The 20,861-nt window shown below is 38.5% G+C and carries 14 protein-coding genes; 11 read left to right on the top strand and 3 right to left on the bottom strand.

Translation table 11 applies throughout. The features are described 5' to 3' along the window. Positions 1 to 187 precede the first annotated feature (187 nt). Positions 188 to 1,123, bottom strand: a complete 936-nt coding sequence (locus tag DYI03_RS13575) for a DUF4465 domain-containing protein (RefSeq protein WP_021668730.1) — start codon at positions 1,121 to 1,123, stop codon at positions 188 to 190. A gap of 253 nt (positions 1,124 to 1,376) precedes the next feature. Next, on the bottom strand, positions 1,377 to 3,278 hold the full coding sequence (locus DYI03_RS04270; protein WP_021668731.1) for a DEAD/DEAH box helicase: 1,902 nt from the start codon (positions 3,276 to 3,278) through the stop codon (positions 1,377 to 1,379). Positions 3,279 to 3,727: 449 nt separating this feature from the next. Between DYI03_RS04270 and DYI03_RS04265 the strand changes: the two genes are divergently transcribed. The 4 genes from DYI03_RS04265 (at position 3,728) to mfd (ending at position 10,266) form a co-directional block, all read left to right on the top strand. Beyond that, the gene (locus DYI03_RS04265) at positions 3,728 to 4,690 is read left to right on the top strand and encodes a type I phosphomannose isomerase catalytic subunit (protein WP_021668734.1); all 963 of its coding nucleotides are present in this window, start codon (positions 3,728 to 3,730) and stop codon (positions 4,688 to 4,690) included. 59 nt (positions 4,691 to 4,749) lie between these two features. Then, a complete protein-coding gene (locus DYI03_RS04260) occupies positions 4,750 to 5,361 on the top strand; it encodes a thymidine kinase (RefSeq protein ID WP_021668735.1) in 612 nt (203 codons plus the stop codon). 36 nt (positions 5,362 to 5,397) lie between these two features. Then, entirely contained in the window at positions 5,398 to 6,528 is a 1,131-nt protein-coding gene (locus DYI03_RS04255) for an AI-2E family transporter (protein WP_004357100.1), read from the top strand. A 267-nt stretch (positions 6,529 to 6,795) separates the two neighbouring features. Further along, on the top strand, positions 6,796 to 10,266 hold the full coding sequence (mfd, locus tag DYI03_RS04250; RefSeq protein WP_036869906.1) for a transcription-repair coupling factor: 3,471 nt from the start codon (positions 6,796 to 6,798) through the stop codon (positions 10,264 to 10,266). Between the two features lie 766 nt (positions 10,267 to 11,032). Here mfd and DYI03_RS04245 read toward each other — a convergent pair. Then, positions 11,033 to 13,111: a TonB-dependent receptor plug domain-containing protein gene (locus DYI03_RS04245; protein WP_021669477.1), complete on the bottom strand. Its 2,079-nt coding sequence runs from the start codon at positions 13,109 to 13,111 to the stop codon at positions 11,033 to 11,035. Between the two features lie 266 nt (positions 13,112 to 13,377). Here DYI03_RS04245 and xpt point away from each other — a divergent pair, with 266 nt between their 5' ends. The 7 genes from xpt (at position 13,378) to DYI03_RS04205 (ending at position 20,212) form a co-directional block, all read left to right on the top strand. Next, entirely contained in the window at positions 13,378 to 13,947 is a 570-nt protein-coding gene (xpt, locus tag DYI03_RS04240) for a xanthine phosphoribosyltransferase (RefSeq protein ID WP_004357097.1), read from the top strand. A 7-nt stretch (positions 13,948 to 13,954) separates the two neighbouring features. Continuing rightward, the gene (locus DYI03_RS04235) at positions 13,955 to 15,298 is read left to right on the top strand and encodes a nucleobase:cation symporter-2 family protein (RefSeq protein WP_021669478.1); all 1,344 of its coding nucleotides are present in this window, start codon (positions 13,955 to 13,957) and stop codon (positions 15,296 to 15,298) included. Between the two features lie 113 nt (positions 15,299 to 15,411). Next, the gene (locus DYI03_RS04230) at positions 15,412 to 15,885 is read left to right on the top strand and encodes a hypothetical protein (protein ID WP_021669479.1); all 474 of its coding nucleotides are present in this window, start codon (positions 15,412 to 15,414) and stop codon (positions 15,883 to 15,885) included. 27 nt (positions 15,886 to 15,912) lie between these two features. After that, entirely contained in the window at positions 15,913 to 16,437 is a 525-nt protein-coding gene (locus tag DYI03_RS04225; RefSeq protein ID WP_004357088.1) for a DUF4251 domain-containing protein, read from the top strand. Positions 16,438 to 16,623: 186 nt separating this feature from the next. After that, a complete protein-coding gene (locus DYI03_RS04220; RefSeq protein WP_115367856.1) occupies positions 16,624 to 17,910 on the top strand; it encodes an IS1380 family transposase in 1,287 nt (428 codons plus the stop codon). A gap of 511 nt (positions 17,911 to 18,421) precedes the next feature. Beyond that, on the top strand, positions 18,422 to 19,306 hold the full coding sequence (locus tag DYI03_RS04210; protein WP_021668084.1) for a tetratricopeptide repeat protein: 885 nt from the start codon (positions 18,422 to 18,424) through the stop codon (positions 19,304 to 19,306). Between the two features lie 354 nt (positions 19,307 to 19,660). Beyond that, positions 19,661 to 20,212 (top strand): transposase, encoded by a 552-nt coding sequence (locus DYI03_RS04205; RefSeq protein WP_115367900.1) that lies wholly within the window; start codon positions 19,661 to 19,663, stop codon positions 20,210 to 20,212. Positions 20,213 to 20,861: the final 649 nt, after the last annotated feature.

Here is a 20,861-nt window from a genome sequence, read left to right as displayed (position 1 = left end):
AGACCGATTAGTAACAAATATTTATTTTTTCTTCACAATTTTACTGCACTTCTGCTCTATTTTGAGTCTTTTTTGGAGGGAGAATAAATTTATTACACTAAAAAAATCCCATAATTTTCCTTGTGGAAAACTATGGGATTTATATTTATTTTACCGTTTTTCTTACGAAAGCAGGAGTAAGACAACCTTACTTAACCATAACTTTGCGAGTTGTACCATCGCTCATCTTCACAATGTTCAAGCCATGTTGTGGAGCGCTAAGTTGTGTTCCATCAATAGAATAACGAGCTACTTCAACTGCTTTTTCATTGTTTACAGTTGTAATACCACCTGGAACAGCCTTTGTTGTTGATAATACGATATTGTCAATAGCTACATAAGCAGGAGTTGAAAGCAAACCATAAGATGTTTTCTTTGTACCAGTGAAATTAAACTTTACGCATTTAATATTCTGTCCTAAGAATTCAGAAAGGTCAACAGTTTGCCAATCTTTGATATATTCTACTTCTGTTGCACCTTTCTTGAATTCTACGAGTACAATCTCTTTTTCTTTTGCAGGAACTTTATCTTTTAGGGTCTTGTAACCTGCAATATGAAGAACAAAGTTGTCGCCTTCTACAAATTTTTCATCAGGCTCTGTACTTTTCAAAATATATTTAAGAGGGTAAATAGCATTTACGATATCAATACTCTTAACTTCAGCATTATCAGCCAATTCGAAACAAGCTCCTTGTTTAGAAACAATACCATAAGTTTTTGATTTACTACCACCGCCCTTTACATTTTTGAAATAAAGGTTTTTATAGGTATAGTCAGTTTCGGTAATTGCAGCAAAGCTAATACCGTTTGATGTTCCAAGTTTATACTTAACACTGTAATCATAGTCAAGGTAAAAGGTTACTAATCCTTCCTTGTAAGTACAATCGTAACGCTCGATATCCTTGTTTCCAAATTTTTCATATGGTTTTGTAGGTGTACCTTTCTTTTCACCACCATAGACCCCTTGATTGAGGGCAGCACCTTCTGGATTTTCGAAACCTACGACTACATCAACTTTTTCTTGTGCCATTGCGGGCATTGCTAATGTTGCCAATGCAACCAATGAGTAAATTACTTTTTTCATAGACTAAAATTTTGAATTGTTAATTATTAGATTGTTCTACATTCCTTTGCCCAAAGAAACATAGTTATGCTTTTTTCGATTTTCCTTTTTAAGGATTTTAATGTACATTTCTTGCAAAGATAATACAAAATGATTAAATTGACAAATTATAATGATATTTTTTTATTCTTTTCATGTCAAAATATGTTTTGCAAAAAAAACAAAAAAAACACTCCTTTAAAAGAGTGCTTTTTTCCATTATTTCCACATAAAATTATTTCTTTTTAGGTTTTCTCCTTGCCCAACCTTCTTCCGAAAAATCTGGCATTTCACCTTTTAATTTAGTGTTTTGTTGGAAGAATTGACGCCAATCACCATTTTCGTTGTCGTCTTTTGGTGAACGTGTATTGCGTTTTGGTTTGCTGTTACGTTCTTGACGATAGCCTCCAGAACGACGATTTCCATTTTCGTTATCGCTACGTCTACCACGACGCTCGCCATTGCTGCGACCACCACGACCATGACCACCTTCTTCTGCATCGTTGCAACGTACCTCACGTCCTTTGTAAGTTGCTCCGCTAAGGGCATTCATTACTTTGGTAGCGTCCTTTTCTGGTACCTCAATATAAGAGAACTTGCTCAATAAATCAATATGACCAACTGCTTGGCGACCATGAACGTTTTTATTAATGAATTGCATCACTTCTCCAGGGTAGAAACCATCGTCTTTACCGAGATTGATAAATAATCGTTTGTAGCCAGCTTCAGGAGTGCGTGGAGTTTTGCGCGTTCGTTCGCCACGACTGTTACGACTTCCACGATCTCTCTCTCTGTCGCTACGTTTGCCCGAAGGCTTTTCGATTTCAGGAGCATTAGCATAGTATTCCAAAAAACGATTGAAAGTCATGCTAATGATTTTCTTAATAATATCTTCCTTGTCTATAAATTCAAAATGGCGATTAATATCCTTAATAAATGGTTCTATTTCTTCTTCGTTTACATCAACTTTAAGAATTTCGTCCATTACCTTAAAAAGTTGCTTACTGCAAATTTCTTTGGCAGCAGGCAATGTTCCGTCTACAAATTCTTTTTGGATAATTTTCTCAATTTCCCTTACTTTGTAACGCTCACGAGTGTGAATAATCGAAATTGATGTACCTTTCTTGCCTGCACGACCAGTACGACCGCTTCGGTGGGTATAGCTTTCAATATCGTCGGGCAAACCATAATTGATAACGTGGGTTAAGTCATCAACGTCCAATCCACGGGCTGCCACATCGGTAGCCACAAGGAATTGTACGTTATGCTGACGGAATTTTTGCATGGTTAGGTCGCGTTGCTGCTGACTAAGGTCGCCATGTAGAGCTTCTGCATTGTATCCATCGCGTATTAGTTTATCGGCTATTTCTTGCGTTTCCACTTTTGTGCGACAAAAGATAATAGCAAAGATACTTGGATAGTAGTCTACAATTCGTTTCAATGCCAAATATTTGTCTTTTGCATGTACCATATAATAAATATGGTTTACCTTTTCGGCACCTTCGTTACGGCTTCCCACTACAATTTCTTTGTAATCGTTCAGATAACTTTTGGCTATTTTCTCAATTTCTTTGCTCATCGTGGCAGAGAAAAGCAATGTGTTACGTTCAGAAGGAATACCCTCGAAAATAGCATTTATACTTTCTGTGAAGCCCATGTTCAACATTTCGTCAGCCTCATCAAGTACAACGTTGTTCACGTTTTCCAATTTTGCTACACCTCGTTTCATTAAGTCGATAAGACGACCAGGCGTAGCTACAATGATTTGAGCACCCTTACGGAGTTGGCGACTTTGCATTTCAATCGATGCACCACCATAAACGGCAGCGACATGAAGCCCTCCGATGTATTTAGAGAAATCGGAAAGGTCGTCAGCAATCTGCAAACAAAGTTCACGAGTTGGACTAAGAATAAGTGCTTGAGTCTCTTTTTTTGTTGGGTCTACTTTCTGTAAAACAGGAATACCGTAAGCTGCGGTTTTACCAGTACCTGTTTGTGCAAGTGCTATTACATCATTTCCATTACCCAATAAATAAGGGATTACTGCTTCCTGAACAGGCATCGGTTGTTCAAAACCGAGTTCTTCTATTGCGTGGCGAATCTCTTCGCTAACGCCTAATTCTTCAAATGTTTTCAAACTTCTTTTTTATTTATAAAAGTCAGAGCGTGTAAGTCAATTGAAAGCCATAATATTTAAGCATACCAAGATAGCATGCTTCACCTAATATTAAAAACTTTAAATGTTGTAACCCACTCAAACTTTTGTCTATTATTACTTGTTCACTCAATCGTTGCCACCCAGCCATAATAGACAACATTCTGTTTGAACGCATGCAAAGGTAGTAAAATGATTTGAAACGCATTGATTAACAGCGTTTATTTAAGCTATTTTGGCTAAAACACCTACTTCACATCATGGTATAAGAAAGTTTTTTACAGAAAAGGCTAAACTTCCCACAAATCAAAATCTATTGTTTTGCGTTTTAAAAGCATATTTTCTGTCATTTAAAGTACGAAAAATAACTAAAAAGTTTGGTTCAACATGCAGTGTGTTGTATCTTTGCAGTATCTAACCTTAAAATATAAATGGAGATAATAAAATTTCGCCCTATTTTAAAACAAGTACTTTGGGGGGGCAATAAAATAATACCTTTCAAGCAACTTGATACCAAAATGGAACAAGTGGGCGAGAGTTGGGAAATTTCTGGTGTGAAAGACCACGAAAGCATCGTTTCCAATGGGCAATATAAAGGCATGAAAATCAATGAGTTGGTAGAATTATTAAAAGCCAATTTAGTGGGAAAGGATAACTACGAACGCTTTGGAAATGAGTTTCCTTTGCTGATAAAATTCATTGATGCGCGCCAACAACTTTCCATTCAGGTACACCCTACTGACGAACAAGCACAGGAAAAGGGCTTGAGCAGAGGTAAAACCGAGATGTGGTATATCATGAAGAGCGATGAAAATGCATCGTTACTTTGTGGATTGAAGCAAGAAATTACACCTGAAGAGTACAAAAAAAAGGTTGAAAATGACACGATTATAGACGCATTATGCCAATATAATGTGAAAGAAGGCGATGTCTTTTTCTTACCAGGTGGACGAATTCATTCCATTGGGGCAGGTACTTTTTTGGCTGAAATACAAGAAACCAGCGATGTTACTTATCGCATTTACGACTTTAAACGAAAGGATAAAGACGGAAAATATCGCCAACTGCATACGGAAAAAGCAGCAGAATGTATTGACTATCATGTGGAGAAGGATTACAAAACCCACTATATTCCCAAGAAAAACGAAGGTGTTGAAATAGCCAATTGCGCTTATTTTACCACTTCCGTTTATGAACTTGACGAACCAATGGTACTCGATTATTCGGAATTAGACTCCTTTGTGGTCTTAATGGCATTGGAAGGAGCGGCAATAATGAATAGCGGGGAAGGCAACCAAACAACGTTAAATGCTGGGGAAACAGTACTTTTGCCTGCCACAACCCAGACGGTAAAAATAGAGGGCAATATAAAATTTTTGGAAACATTCGTTTAATAGGAAAATTGAAAAACCACTTTGTTGTATCAAAATAATTACTTATATTTGCAAATATTATGGCAACAATGGACAATATAAACGGTGAAAGACGTCGACAAGGACGCATCGAAGTGATTTGCGGTAGTATGTTCTCTGGCAAAACAGAAGAACTTATACGCCGAATGAAGCGTGCAAAATTTGCAAAACAAAAAGTTGAAATATTCAAACCCGCAATTGATACACGCTATTCCGAAGAAGACGTCGTTAGCCATGATAAAAATGCCATTCATAGTACGCCCATTAACTCATCGGGAAACATTTTATTATTGGCTTCTGATATTGACGTTGTAGGTATTGACGAAGCGCAATTCCTTGACGAAGGGCTTATTGATATTTGTAATCAATTGGCAAACAATGGTGTAAGAGTAATTGTTGCGGGACTCGATATGGATTTTAAAGGCGTTCCTTTTGGACCTATTCCCGCCCTTTGTGCCATTGCCGACCAAGTTACAAAAGTGCATGCTATTTGCGTAAAATGCGGAGCATTGGCCTATGTAAGCCACAGATTGGTGGACAATAACCACAGAGTAATGTTGGGCGAGCAATTAGAATACGAACCCTTGTGTCGTGAATGCTACAAAAAAGCAATGGAAACAGAAGATAATAAAAAAGAAAAAGAAAAACTTTGATAATGTCTTCCTAAAATAAACTAAAAACTCAAGACTATGTTAGATGAAAAAATAACGTTCGACAAATTCATTCGTTGGGTACTTATAGCTGCTTTGGTTTTTTCAATTTTATACATTGTGAACTATCTTAGCCATGTACTCTTACCTTTTTTCATCGCTTGGCTTTTAGCTTATTTACTCAATCCTGTGGTGAATTTTGTACAACACAAAATGAAAGTCAAAGTGAGAGCTTTGGCAGTCATCATCACAATGCTGCTCGTTGTAGCGATTATTACAGGGGTGATGTACACCATTATTCCGCCAATGGTTGACCAATTTGAAAAATTGGGAGCGGTCGCAAATAGATATGTACAACAAAACACGCCAAGTAATAATCTTACGGCATGGATAAAAGATTGGATTCAAGAATATTTACCACAAATAAATGAATATTTCAAAAGTAAAGATTTCACTGAAACTATCAAAAATGCCATACCAAAATTGTTTACCGTTGTAGGGCAAACAGCTAGCATTGTGCTTAGCATTGTAGCCTCATTAATTACCCTATTATATCTGTTTTTCATTTTATTAGACTACGATTACTTAGTTAAAAACTTCGTACGAATCTTCCCAAAGAAACATCGTTCGTTTTGGAAAGATTTAATGCAAGATGTTGAAACAGAAATGAATAAATACATTCGTGGGCAAGGATTAGTGGCATTAACAATGGGAATTTTATTTTGCATAGGCTTCACTATCATTGGTTTTCCTATGGCTATAGGCATGGGAATCCTCATTGGTATCTTGACACTTATACCCTATCTCCACTCCTTAGCACTTATCCCAATGGCATTTTTATCTTTACTTGAAGCCGCAGACAAAGGACAAAACTTTTGGGTAGTATTTGGTACAGCAATTTTAGTCTTCGCTATCATTCAATTATTGTGCGATTTGGTCGTAACGCCACGCATCATGGGAAAAACAATGAACCTAAACCCAGCCATACTTTTACTATCGCTATCCGTTTGGGGAGCACTTTTAGGCTTTATTGGACTTATCATAGCATTACCATTGACCACTCTCATCATTGCCTATTGGAAACGTTATGTAACAAAAGAAGATGAAAATAAGCAAAAAGAAATGCTTATAGAAAATGATAACCCAACGTCAAATCATGCGGAAAATTAAGACGAAGAGAAAGAAAAAGCTAACTTGTAGATAGATAAATAGCCGATAGCCTTTTTCTCGAAATAGAAAAATTGAATGAAAGATTAAGGGAAAAATATTTTTTTCGACCTCTAAATGTGAGTTCTTTAAAAACATATCTTAATTTTGCACTTGTTGGTTGGCTCAACGTTTATTATTTTGCGGTTTAAAGCAGTAGGTTTTATTTTCGGCTGTTCTCATTTTTCAATTAAAAAACGTACCTTTGCCCTCCAAGAACGCAAACGTGCGATGAATATACAAGATATAAACGAACTATATGCCGTCTTGCCACAGGGCGGTGCTTTGATGAAAACAATAGAAGAAAAGTCGGTACGAACGGTTTTTCTTCAGGGTTTATTGGCTTCTGCCACACCGATGTTCTTTGCTTCGATAGCAAAGCGGTGGCAAAAAACAATGCTTTTCGTGTTGAACGACAACGACGAGGCTAGTTATTTCTACAATGATTTGAAAACCATAGCTATGCCCGAAGGGGGCGAAGGTAAGGTTGCGGAAGTGCTTTTCTTTCCTTCTTCCTATCGTAGGGCTGTGAAATATGGGCAGCGTGATGCTGGAAACGAAATTCTAAGAACAGAGGTTCTGTCGCGTTTATCGGTCATTGGCGAGGAAAAAGTAAAAGCAAAACTACCACTTTACATCGTTACCGAGCCTTCGGCGTTGGCTGAATTGGTGGTGGCAAAACATAAATTAGACGAGCGAACATTGTCGGTTAGTCTTGGACAGACCATGGATTTAACCGAAACAGAGAAGACTTTGCGCTCGTATGGTTTCCAACAAACCGACTATGTTTATGAACCTGGGCAGTTTGCCATACGTGGTAGCATTCTCGATGTTTATTCTTTTTCGAGCGAATTGCCCTATCGTATCGACTTTTTCGGTAACGATGTGGACACCATTCGCACCTTTGAAGTGGAAACGCAGCTATCAAAGGATAAGAAAGACAAGGTAGAAATTGTGCCAGAACTGGCTACATTGTCGGAAGAAAAAATACCTTTCTTACAATTTCTTCCGCAAGATACCGTCCTTGTCATGAAGGATTTATTGTATATTCACGATACCATAGAGCGCATTTACAACGAGGGATTTACGGCACAAGCCTTGACCGAACAACTTGAAGGAAAGACCGAAGCCGAGCAAAACGAATTGAGAAAACAATTGCAAGCCAATCTTCAGTTGATAACGGCGCATCAATTTACCGACGATGCTCTCAATTTTAAGCGCATAGAGTTTGGAATAAATCGCACAAAAGACGAGGAAACAAAGGCAATAATCCGCTTTAATGTTTCGCCTCAACCTTTGTTTCACAAGAATTTTGAATTGCTAACGCAGTCCTTAAAGGATTATCTTTTACAGGGTTATAAGCTCTATATCCTTGCCGATAGCGAGAAACAAACGGCTCGTTTGCGTGATATTTTCGACTCAATGGGGGCAGATAGCGAAGCCGAAACCACCTCCGTAGCCGACAATCTTCCGTTTATTCCAGTGAACAGAACCATTCACGAGGGTTTTATTGACAATGATTTAAAGGTTTGTTTCTTTACCGACCACCAAATATTCGACCGTTTCCACAAATATAGTTTAAAGTCTGACAAAGCTCGACAAGGCAAAATGGCACTTACAATGAAGGAGTTGCAAGAAATGGAACCAGGCGATTTCCTTGTCCATGTAGACTTTGGAATCGGTAAGTTTGCAGGTTTGGTGCGTGTTCCAGCAGGCGAATCCTACCAAGAAATGATACGTTTGGTTTATCAGCACAACGATATTGTGGACGTTTCCATTCATTCGCTCTATAAAATCAGCAAATATCGCCGTGCCGATAGTGGCGATGCTGCTCCACGCTTGTCTGTTCTCGGTTCGGGAGCATGGGACAGATTGAAAGAAAAAGCCAAGAAACGCATCAAGGACATTGCTCGCGACTTGATAAAACTCTATGCCAAACGCCGCCACGAAAAGGGGTTTGCTTTCTCGCCCGACTCCTATTTGCAGCACGAGTTAGAGGCTTCGTTCCTTTACGAGGATACACCCGACCAATTGAAAGCCACGCAAGAATTGAAACAAGATATGGAAAGTGCGCGCCCAATGGATAGATTGGTGTGCGGAGATGTGGGCTTTGGCAAAACCGAAGTGGCTGTACGAGCGGCGTTTAAGGCTGCCACGGACGGAAAACAAGTGGCGGTGCTTGTGCCAACTACGGTGCTTGCGTTCCAACATTACCAAACTTTCAAGAAGCGATTGAAGAATATGCCCGTTACGGTGGACTACCTTTCACGAGCAAGAACGGCTAAACAAACCAAGCAGGTCATAACAGATTTATCGGAAGGTAAGATTGATATTCTCGTAGGAACGCACAAATTGATTAGCAAGAGTGTGAAATGGAAAGATATTGGCTTACTCATTATCGACGAAGAGCAAAAGTTTGGCGTATCAACCAAGGAGAAACTCCGCCAATTGAAAAGCAATGTAGACACGCTCACCATGTCGGCAACGCCAATTCCACGCACGCTTCAGTTTTCTTTAATGGGTGCAAGGGATATGAGTATTATGCGCACACCACCACCCAACCGTTATCCTATCCAAACAGAAATATCAACTTTCTCGGCAGAAACAATCGCTGACGCCATCAACTTTGAGATGAGCCGCAACGGACAAGCATTTTTTGTGAACGACCGCATAGCCAATTTGCCCGAACTGGCGAGCCTTATCAAGAAATATGTACCCGATTGTCGTGTGGCAATAGGACACGGACAGATGAAACCTGAAGAATTGGAGGAAATCATCATTGGTTTCATGAACCATGACTACGATGTTTTGCTTTCGACAACGATTGTCGAAAACGGCATTGATATTTCAAATGCGAATACTATCATAATCAACGATGCCCACAAGTTCGGACTTTCCGACCTCCACCAAATGCGTGGACGTGTGGGACGTTCCAATAAAAAAGCATTTTGCTACCTTCTCGCCCCACCTTTGGCAGCACTCAATCCCGATGCACGCCGCCGTTTGGAGGCTTTAGAAACTTTCTCCGACCTCGGAAGCGGCTTTAATTTGGCAATGCAAGACCTCGATATTCGTGGAGCAGGCAATCTGTTAGGGTCGGAACAAAGCGGATTTATGGAAGATTTAGGCTACGAAACTTATCAGAAAATCCTTAATCAGGCAGTTACAGAACTAAAAAATGATGAGTTCCAAGAACTATACAACGAGGAAATGGCAGAAGGAAAAGAGTTTACAGGCGACGATTTCATTGACGATTGTGCGGTGGAAAGCGACCTTGAGATGTATTTCCCCGACAGTTATGTACCAGGAAGTTCGGAACGTATGTTGCTCTATCGTGAACTCGACAACATAGAAAACGATGCCGACCTCGATGCTTATCGCCAAAGATTAGAAGACCGTTTCGGTCCCGTACCCCGTCAAGGCGTTGAACTGATGCAAGTAGTTGCCCTCCGAAGAATAGGCAAACGACTCGGCTGCGAGAAACTAATCTTAAAACAAGGCACGCTCCAAATGCAATTTATATCGAATGCCGACAGTGCATATTATAAGAGTCAAGCCTTCGGAAAGGTCATTGCCTACCTCACCAAGCAAACTCGCCGCTGCAATCTAAAGGAGAAAAACGGAAAACGCTCCATGGTTATCAGTCAAATCAAATCGGTTGGCGATGCCGTCTTTGTGTTGAGGGAGATAGAAAAGGGGTAGATATTGAAAAAATGAATAGTTTCTGAATATCAATAAGTTGCTATTATAGCAAGTTTCAAAGGTTTTTGCAACCTATTTAAAGGTAGAATACGATGAATTTGTAGACCTATTAGAGTGGAATCCATAAGGGTTTCACTCGTTTTGTATGCGCTTTCACAGATACATTATTTATGAATTGAGAGGAAAGGTATATACTTTTAAAATAGTTTCCCCATAGAAAACTGAGAGTTTCAATAGGAGAAACTATGAGTTTTCATATGAGAAACTGATAGTTTCCAATATTGAAACTAAAAGAAACTATTAGAGATGTGTTCAAAAGATAGCGTTATTAAGACTGGAAAGCTATTGATTTCAGTTTGCCAATAGGGCTGGTTCTATAAATTAGCTTTGTTAGATTTTGAACTTATTTTTGAGGTCAAAATGCAAGAGAGTGAAGGAGTGTAGCGAGCTACACGACTGAACGAACTTACATTTTGAAGCCAAAAGAAGACAAAAGATAACAAAACGTATTTCATAAAATTTAATGATAATATGCGGTGGTAATTTATAGAACCAGCCAATAGATGATTTTAGAAACGAAACATGACGATATAGCATCGTCTACATGCACAAAGTAAAGATGATAATAGAGGTAATACAAAAACGAAAGAGCCTATTTTGATGCACAAAATAGGCTCTTTTTAAGTTCAAAACAATGGGTTTTAAATTATTTGGAGTATTTCTCTATTTTTAATCTTAATCATTTTGCGACTATTAGGATTAAACTTTATAGTTGAATACTAACCCCAGCAATAACCCAAATGCCTGGCTGTGGAACGTTTCCGTAGTCTACATAGTTGCGGTTGAGGAGGTTGTTGGCTGAAACATAAGCAGACCATTTGGCTTCATTCCATGATAATCGGCTGTCAAGTATGCCGTAAGTGGCATATTTATGCTTAACATTAGCCACATCAAGATAGTTTCCCATGCGGTGGAGCAATCGATAATTCAACCCTAAATCAAGTTTTTTATAAAGGTTGAGCTGTAAATCGGCTACAAATTTATGCTTCAAATACTCTAAAACATACTTACTTACAATGCCTTCGTGTTCGTTTTCATGCTGATTCAGATAACAATAAGCCATGCTAAGGGTCTTCAAAGTGCGCATCGAAGGGAACATTTGGCGGAAATTGAATGCCAACGATGCTTCTAAACCGAGGGTATTGATATGCCCAAAGTTTACACTTTTCCAAAGTGTTGCCTTATTTTCATCTAACGTACCATCTGAAATCCAATCGATTAAGTTCTTTTGGTGATTATAGAAGATACTTGCCTTTCCACTAATACCGTGTTGATGATACTTTATACCACCCTCCAAAGCCGATAATTCTTCAGGTTTTAAGTGTTTGTCGGCTTTGTGTCCACCTACGGAATAGAACAGTTCAGTGAACGAAGGCATACGCAACGATGAATGGTAAGACGCATAAACCTTCCACGCATCGCCTATTCTGTAGCTTGCATCAATGCTTGGGTAAACGCGCATTGCCATATCGGCTTGGCTATTTTTCACTGCTATAATTCCCGCAGAGAGTGTAAAACGATTGAAAATAAGATTATGTTCCAATACAAATTGCAAGTTTGTGCGATTTATACCATGCGTATAATTTTTGTCTGTACCATGAATAGGGTGCGAACGTTCGAGTTTTTCGCCCAAGTTGGTACTGACTAAATCTTCATTACGCAACTCTGCACCAAAAGCAGTACGCCCTAATGTCCAATCAAAGTAAGCATTCAAATTTACACCATACACATCTGTGCGATGATAATTGAACGCATATTTTTCAGGAGCATTACGGAAAAGTTCAAACCTATCCATGCTTCTGTTCCAATAAATAGAGGGACGAATATGGAATTTACCTTGCTTGTTCTCGGCTTGTATGGCGGTAAAAGTTTTAAAAGTATGCTCAAATTGGTCGTCAAACTTAGAAGAATAGAAAGTATTGGAACCAAAGTTCTTAGAACTCAAACCTGCATGCCAGCGTACAAGCATATTATTGTCGTTGTAATTTCCTTGATAAAAACCTTTCACTGTGTTGTAATCGGCATTCAATCCACCATTCTTCGCACGAGAAAAACCGTCGCTGCGTGTAAAAGAAGAAGAAAGTTGATTGTTCCAATGCCCATCTTTTGAGGTTACATTTCCCCTTGCTCCGATAGAAAAATAGCCATACGAACCGCCTTCAGTATGGGCTGAGAGAGAAGAATGAGGGGGAGTTTTAGTTACAATGTTTATCGCACCTAACAAAGAAGAAGTACCATAAACTCGTCCAGCAGGACCTTCGAGAATTTCAATGCGATCGATTTCACTTTTATCAACAGGGAAATCGAAAGTGTTATGACCTGTTTGCGCATCACCAATGTTGATACCATTGAGCAGAACAGTGATTTGCTCAGAGTTTCCTCCTCGAATGCTCACATCGGTCAGTGCTCCTAATGCTCCTTTCTGTCGCACATCAACACCAGCGGCATACTTTAAAAGGTCGTTTACACTTTGTACCGGAGCCGCTTGAATCTCTTCTCGGCTCAGTACAGTTACCATTCTCGCTTGCTGACTTTGTGTCAGCGGCGCTCGCGTACCCATTACGCTCACCTCATCGAGCATCACTTGCTTGTTGGTAGTTACCGAATCGCTCTTTGCTTGCAAGGCTTCGTTGCTTTGATTGCTTGCCGTTGCATGTTGCAAAGTTGCGACACTCAGTACACCAATAATCACTTCTTTGCCTAAAACAGCAAAGAGCGAATAGCCGTGATTAGTGAAGTGCGTAAACTTCAGCACACTGCGCATGTTAAAAATTGGTTTGTACATAATATATAATATGTGGTGGCAGGGTTAAAATGATGCCAACCAAGGTGCAAAATTACATAATTTTATGCTAAATCTACGTTTTTGTACATTTTTTCTTACAATAAACAGAAAGAATAAAGGTCAGAAGAAAAATAAATGGAAAGAATAGCGCATAGTTTTTTATAATGTATTACTTTTGCATTTTATACTGAAAATTTGGCAATCTAACCGATTTGACGGTATTAACTGAATATCAAAATAGAGTTAAACGTTTAAAAGACCATACAATGAAAACATTAATAGACCGTATTTTAAAGGACGGAAAATGCTATGAAGGAGGCATCTTGAAAGTAGACAAGTTTATTAATCATCAGCTTGACCCTAATTTGATGAAACAAATTGCCGTGGAATTAATTCGTCGCTATGCTTCTACCGAAATTAATAAGATTATTACAGTTGAGGCAAGCGGTATTGCACCAGCCATAATGATGGGCTTTTTACTCGATTTGCCTGTGGTTTTTGCAAAGAAAAAGAAACCTTCTACCATGGCAGATATGCTTTCATCAACTGTATTTTCATTTACAAAGCAACGTGAATACCATGTTTGCATTTCCAAAGAATATCTGACTCCAGAGGACAAAGTATTGTTTGTAGACGACTTTTTGGCTTACGGCAATGCTGCAAAGGGTATCATGGATTTGTGTAAACAAGCTGGAGCAGAACTTGTTGGTATGGGTTTTATCATTGAAAAAGCATTCCAAAATGGTCGTGAAGCCATTGAAGCAGCGGGAATACGTTGCGAAAGTTTGGCCATTATAGATTCATTAGACAATTGTGAAATAAAGATTAGACAATAAAATACTTATGGAAACACCAAAAGAACTCATCTATGGGCTTAACGACCGCCCTCCTTTGCGTGAAACTATCTTTGCTGCATTGCAACATTTATTAGCCATTTTTGTTGCAATTATTACGCCTCCACTCATCATCAGCTCTGCTTTGCAGTTCGATTTAGAAACTACGGGTTTCCTTGTTTCTATGTCTTTGTTCGTATCGGGTATTGCTACGTTCATTCAATGCAAACGTTTCGGCATCGTAGGAGCAGGTCTGCTTTGTATTCAAGGTACATCTTTCTCGTTTATTAGCCCTATTATAGGAGCAGGAATGCTTGGTATGGTGGGTGGAAAGATGAATGTTGAAATGGGGTTAAGCTATATTTTTGGTGCATGTATGGTTGCTTCTGTGGTCGAAATGTTTGTCAGTCGCGTCTTACCTTATATGCGTAAAATCGTAACTCCATTGATTTCAGGCATCGTTGTAACGCTTATTGGTTTGTGTTTGATTAAAGCTGGTATCAATTCGTGCGGCGGTGGTCAAGTAGCTATGGACGCTGGCACGTTTGGTTCTATGCAAAATCTTGGTTTAGCCTTATTGGTATTGGTGAGTATTGTCTTTTTTAATCGTTCAAGCAACCATTTTTTACGCATGGCATCTATTGTTTTAGGACTTATTTTGGGTTGTGTGGTTGCTTATTTCTTAGGTATGATAGACCTTTCTCGCCTCAATCCTACGGATTCTATTAATATTCCCGTTCCATTCAAGTATGGTTTGCGCTTCGATGTGGGGTCAATCATTGGATTAGGGTTGATATATTTGGTTACGGCAGTTGAGGCTTATGGAGATATTACTGCCAATTCGTTGATTTCAGGCGAGCCTGTTGAGGGACCAGTGTTCATGAAACGTGCGCAAGGAGGTATTCTTGCCGATGGTTTTAACTCCTTCTTAGCTGCGGTTTTCAATAGTTTTCCAAACTCAATATTTGCCCAAAACAATGGTATGATACAACTTACAGGAGTGGCAAGCCGCTATGTGGGCTATTTTATTGCTGCTGCTTTGATGGTATTGGGCTTATTCCCTGTGGTAGGACAATTGTTCTCACTCATTCCTGACTGTGTTTTAGGTGGCGCAACTTTGTTGATGTTCGGAACAGTAGCAGCTGCGGGTATTCGCATTATTGCCGCAACCAAGATAGATAGAAAGGCTACTTTGGTTATGGCCATTAGTTTCGCAATGGGTTTAAGCGTAGAATTGGTGCCTGATATATTAAGTAAAATGCCCGATGTGATACACAATATTTTTTCAAGTGGCATCACAATGGGTGGTTTAACAGCCATCATTGCTAATGCAGTTATTCGCATTAAAGATTAGGAACTTAGGGTAAAGTTTTAGGACTTTACCCTTTTTTGTTTCCGCTTTTATCCCTATCTTTGTGGCATAATAAGAAAAAATAACGAGAGTTTCACCAATATATACAAAAGATAATGGCAAAAAACAATAAAAAGCATAAATTTACAAATTCTTTAACCTTTAAAATACTCTGCGGAGTAGTGGTTTTGTTTGTATTGGGATTGCTTTACAATCTCGTCATTGCGGGTAACGATGAAGTAACCGAAGAACAGGTGCAAGAAGAACAGCAGCGCAATGCTACATTAGATACGTTAGATGTTATCGGTGATTATCTTTGGCCTAACCAAAAGCCACGAGGGGAGGATTTATTGACCGATAAGGAAAAGGCAAAGCAAGCCGAAGAAGCTAAAAAGGCTGCCGAAGAAGCTAAGAAGAAATCGACCAATGTTGCTGAAAAGCAAAGCAACGACATAAATATAGAGAAAGATGCCGCCATTCCGCTGCCTGCTCCCGCTGCCGACCCTGTGTCAAAGACTGAGTCAAAAGCGACATCTAACCCTACTATCGAAAAGGTTTCAGCACCAAAGATTGAGCAAATAGAACAATAAAGGGAATATTAAAAGAAGGAGGAAAATATGAAAAAGTTATTATTTCTACTTATATCAGTGCTATTTTTAGGCAGTTGTGCCACCATTTATCGCGATTCTGAAGGCAATATCGTATCAAAAGAAAAAATGGAACAACTGAAAAAAGCTGCCGTATATGGGCATTTAGACGACCAACGCTATCGCATTTTTGTTGATAAAATACACCCAATGGGTTACCCTACACGCACACTGACAAGCGATTATGTGGTTGAAGTAAGTGGCGACTCTATTGGTTTATCGCTCCCATATATGGGTAAGGTTTATCGTGCGCCTATTGACGGTATTATAGATTGGCAATTTATCGCTCCAATCAATTTCTATAGTTGGTCAAAAATAAAGAATGGCGCCCAAATAACTATTACCACGCAACATGAAAATGAGAACTTTGAAATCCAATTGGATATTTATGATAATGCTAAGGCTTACATTAATATAAAATCAAACTTTAAGAGTGCCATTGGATATTCGGGCGAAATGCAACTCAACGACAAGTTTATTCCGCATAGGAAGTAAGAAAAATTCTGCAACAAAGTGGGTTGATTAATCCGCAAAACTATTATTTATCCTTAATTCCGCAACACTATTATAACTTAAACTTTTTAAGTACCTGAGCAACAAAAAGTTGCCCAGGATTTTGCCATGTCAAAGAATTCACTTATCTTAGTGTTGCAAAACAAGCAAGCAAAACTCTGATATGGCATGGCAAAAATACATATTAAATCCGATAAACTCACTCCTTTTGGAGGAATATTTTCAATCATGGAGCAATTTGACTCCACATTGTCATCTGTAATCGACTCGACCCTCGGTCTAAGGTGTAGATCATTCGGTTATCAGTACAGCGAAATCATCCGTTCACTCATGAGTATCTACTTCTGTGGTGGCTCATGTGTTGAGGATGTCACTACTCATTTGATGAGCCATCTCTCGCTTCATCCGACACTTCGAACTTGTAGCTCTGATACTATCCTCAGAGCGATAAAGGAGCTGACGCAAGAAAACATCTCATACACGTCAGATACGGGTAAGAACTACGATTTCAACACGGCTGACACTCTCAATACTTTACTGCTCAATTGTATGTTTGCATCTGGCCAACTGAAAGAGGACGAGATGTATGATGTTGATTTCGACCATCAGTTCATAGAGACAGAGAAGTATGATGCAAAGCCTACATACAAGAAGTTCCCTGGTTATCGCCCTGGCGTGGCGGTTATTGGCGACTTAATCGTTGGCATTGAGAATAGCGATGGCAACACAAATGTTCGTTTTCATCAGAAGGACACGCTGAAGAGGTTCTTTGAGAGATTTGAACAGAACGGCCTTACTATCAATCGTTTCAGAGCTGACTGTGGATCATGTTCCGAGGAAATCGTAGAAGAAGTAGAGGAACACTGCAAATCCTTCTATATCCGCGCAAACCGCTGCAGTTCGCTCTACAATGAAATCTTTGCTCTCAGAGGTTGGAAAACTGAGGAAATCAATGGCATTGAGTTCGAATTGAACTCTATCCTTATTGAAAAGTGGAAGGGTAAAGCATACCGACTTGTGATTCAAAGACAGAAACGGTTGGATGGTGTATTGGATCTCTGGGAAGGAGAATACACATACCGTTGTATCCTGACTAACGACTATGTATCTTCCGTAAGAGAGATTGTCGAGTTCTATAACCTTCGAGGGGGAAAGGAACGTATCTTCGATGATATGAACAATGGTTTCGGATGGGACCGATTGCCCAAATCCTTCATGGCAGAGAACACCGTGTTCCTTCTTCTTACAGCACTTATCCGTAACTTCTACAAGGCCATTATCCAAAGACTTGATGTAAAGAGGTTCGGACTCAATACAACAAGCCGCATAAAAGCGCTTGTCTTCAGGTTTGTCTCTGTACCAGCAAAGTGGATCAGGACATCAAGGCAGTATGTGCTGAATATCTATACTTGTAACAATGCTTACGCGGATGTGTTCCAGACAGATTTTGGATAACGCCTACAATTTATGGGTATGATACTGCGTATTGCCTCAAGTCGCATTGTGGGGTAAGGGGATGTTGTAGGCTGAAGTGGGGGATTTCAGTTCTAATTATCTGCAAATTCAGTAATGAGAGGATGTGTACACGCAAGAAGGACGTTGAAAAGTTAAGTTGCGGATTTGAGGTTTATCACGTTCCTAAAATCAATTTTCATTTTAGAAACGTGATAATTTTTATTTGGCACACAACTCATATCAACACAAAGTCAGAACGTCTTTTTATTTATAACCCATGGTACGAAAAATCAATACCCATTGTTTTGAACACCAAAACAGCCTATTTTGAGTTACAAAACCTATTGTTTTAGATTTCAAAATAGTTTCATTCAAAATTTGCTCCATTGGTTCGAATCCATTTTGTAATACTATTTTAGTGGTTTGCGAGCTTATCTGAAAAAAAATGCGTAAGTTTGCAGATAGAAAATAAGAATGTAGAACCTTTCAAAAAAATAAAATACGATTGCGTATGAACTTCTTTCAAAAGTTGTTTGGTGGAAAAGACGAAGCCAAAGAAGAAACAAAAGTACAAAATGAAGCAAAAGACTTCGATGTTTTAAAGTATGACGGCGTAAGAGCCATGAAGACAGGCGAGGTAGATTATGCCATAAGATGTTTCAAACATGCTTTAGAAATTCAAGAAGACTTAGAAATACACGATTACCTTTCTGTTTCGTATATCGCAAAGAGCATGCTTTCAGAGGCTTACGACGAACTACAAATACTCAGCGAAGCCCAACCCGATAATATCCAAATCTATATTCGCATGGCTAACATTGCCTTCATGATGGAGAATTATGGAGTTATGGCAACCGCTTGTGAGAAAGCAATTCTTCTTGATAAGGAAAACGCAGAGGCACATTATCTATATGCACAAGCTTGCAAAGGTCAAGGCGATGATGTAAATACGATTGCAATGGCGACAAAGGCAATTTCGTTGAACGAGAAATATGGCGATGCTTACTTACTTCGTGGCGAAACTCACTTGCGCATGGAACAACTTGAAGAGGCAACAACAGACGCAGATTGGTTGGTGGAACACACTGATAATAACGAAGATGTATTGTTATTAAAGGCAAGAATTGAACGTGCAGCCACCCGAAACAATGAATCCATAGCATGGTTTACCAAAGCCATTGATGCCAATCCGTTCTCCTACGCAGCTTTCAAGGAGCGTAGTGAGGTTTATTCTGCAATAGGCGAAGACAAAAAAGCCAAAGAAGATGCCGAAAGAGCCGAAGAATTGATGCCAGAAACAACCGAAAATGGCGAAGAAAAAGCAGAAGAAACCCCAGAAAACATAGAGCAAAAGCTCAATAATAAGTATAAGGAAATGAACCCCTACGGTTTTTAGTAACTTGTAGGGGCGTGATTTATCACGTTCCTAAAAACGTTTGAATAAGCAAAAACAAATATAAATGTTAGGAACGTGATAAATCACGCCCCTACAAAGTAAAAACAATGGAATTTTTCCACAGAAAATACATAAGGTGGCATGGATATAATTATGATACAGCTGAGTATTATTTTATCACATAATGGGGACATTGAAGAAAATTCAATTAGACTCAACTTACGACCCCATAGATTACTTTAAGCGCTAACTTGTAGGGGCGTGATTTATCACGTTCCTCAAAACGTTTGAATAAGAAAAAACAAATATAAATGTTAGGAACGTGATAAATCACGCCCCTACAAAGTAAAAACGATGGAATTTTTCCACAGAAAATACATAAGGTGGCATGGGTATAATTATGATACAGCTGGGTATTATTTTATCACAATTGTTACTCACGAAAGAAAAAACATATTAAGTAGAATTGAAGATGACCAAGTTCATTTAAGTTTAATAGGAAAAATTGTACAAAAATGCATGGAACAAATTGAAGAAAGGTTTACCGATGTTCAAATAGAAGATTTTGTTTTGATGCCAAATCATGTTCATTTTATCATCAAAAATTATGGTGAAGAAAACATTACAGAAATAGTAAGAACAGTGAAAGCACTAAGTTCTTTTCACTACCATAAGCAAAATGATAATAAAAAAATAAAACTTTGGCAAAGGAACTACTTTGATAGGGTTATAAGGGACGAAAGAGAATTTAATTTCATTCGTAACTATATATTCAAAAATCCTGAACGATGGAACAAGGATAAATTGAATAATGAATGTATCACAAATAATGATAACATAATGGAGACATTGAAGAAAATTCAATTAGACTCAACTTACGACCCTATAGATTACTTTAAGCGCTAACTTGTAGGGGCGTGATTTATCACGTTCCTCAAAACGTTTGAATAAGCAAAAACAAATATAAATGTTAGGAACGTGATAAATCACGCCCCTACAAAGTAAAAACGATGGAATTTTTCCACAGAAAATACATAAGGTGGCATGGATATAATTATGATACAGCTGGGTATTATTTTATAACATAATGGGGACATTGAAGAAAATTCAATTAGACTCAACTTACGACCCTATAGATTACTTTAAGTGCTAACTTGTAGGGGCGTGATTTATCACGTTCCTCAAAATATTTGAATAAGCAAAAACAAATATAAATATTAGGAACGTGATAAATCACGCCCCTACAAAGTAAAAACAATGGAATTTTTCCACAGAAAATACATAAGGTGGCATGGGTATAATTATGATACAGCTGGGTATTATTTTATCACAATTGTTACTCACGAAAGAAAAAATATATTAAGTAGAATTGAAGATAACCAAGTTCATTTAAGTTTAACCTCAAATCCGCAACTTAACTTTTCAACGTCCTTCTTGCGTGTACACATCCTCTCATTACTGAATTTGCAGATAATTAGTGTTTACTGAATAATTTATAACTCTCTGATATTTAAGTTTATATAACTTTATTTCTTTGTTTGTTTAACTAGAAAAT

It is taken from the genome of Prevotella disiens (assembly GCF_900454955.1).
GTDB classification, from domain to species: Bacteria; Bacteroidota; Bacteroidia; order Bacteroidales; family Bacteroidaceae; genus Prevotella; species Prevotella disiens.
This window is presented reverse-complemented; position numbering and strand designations above follow the sequence as displayed.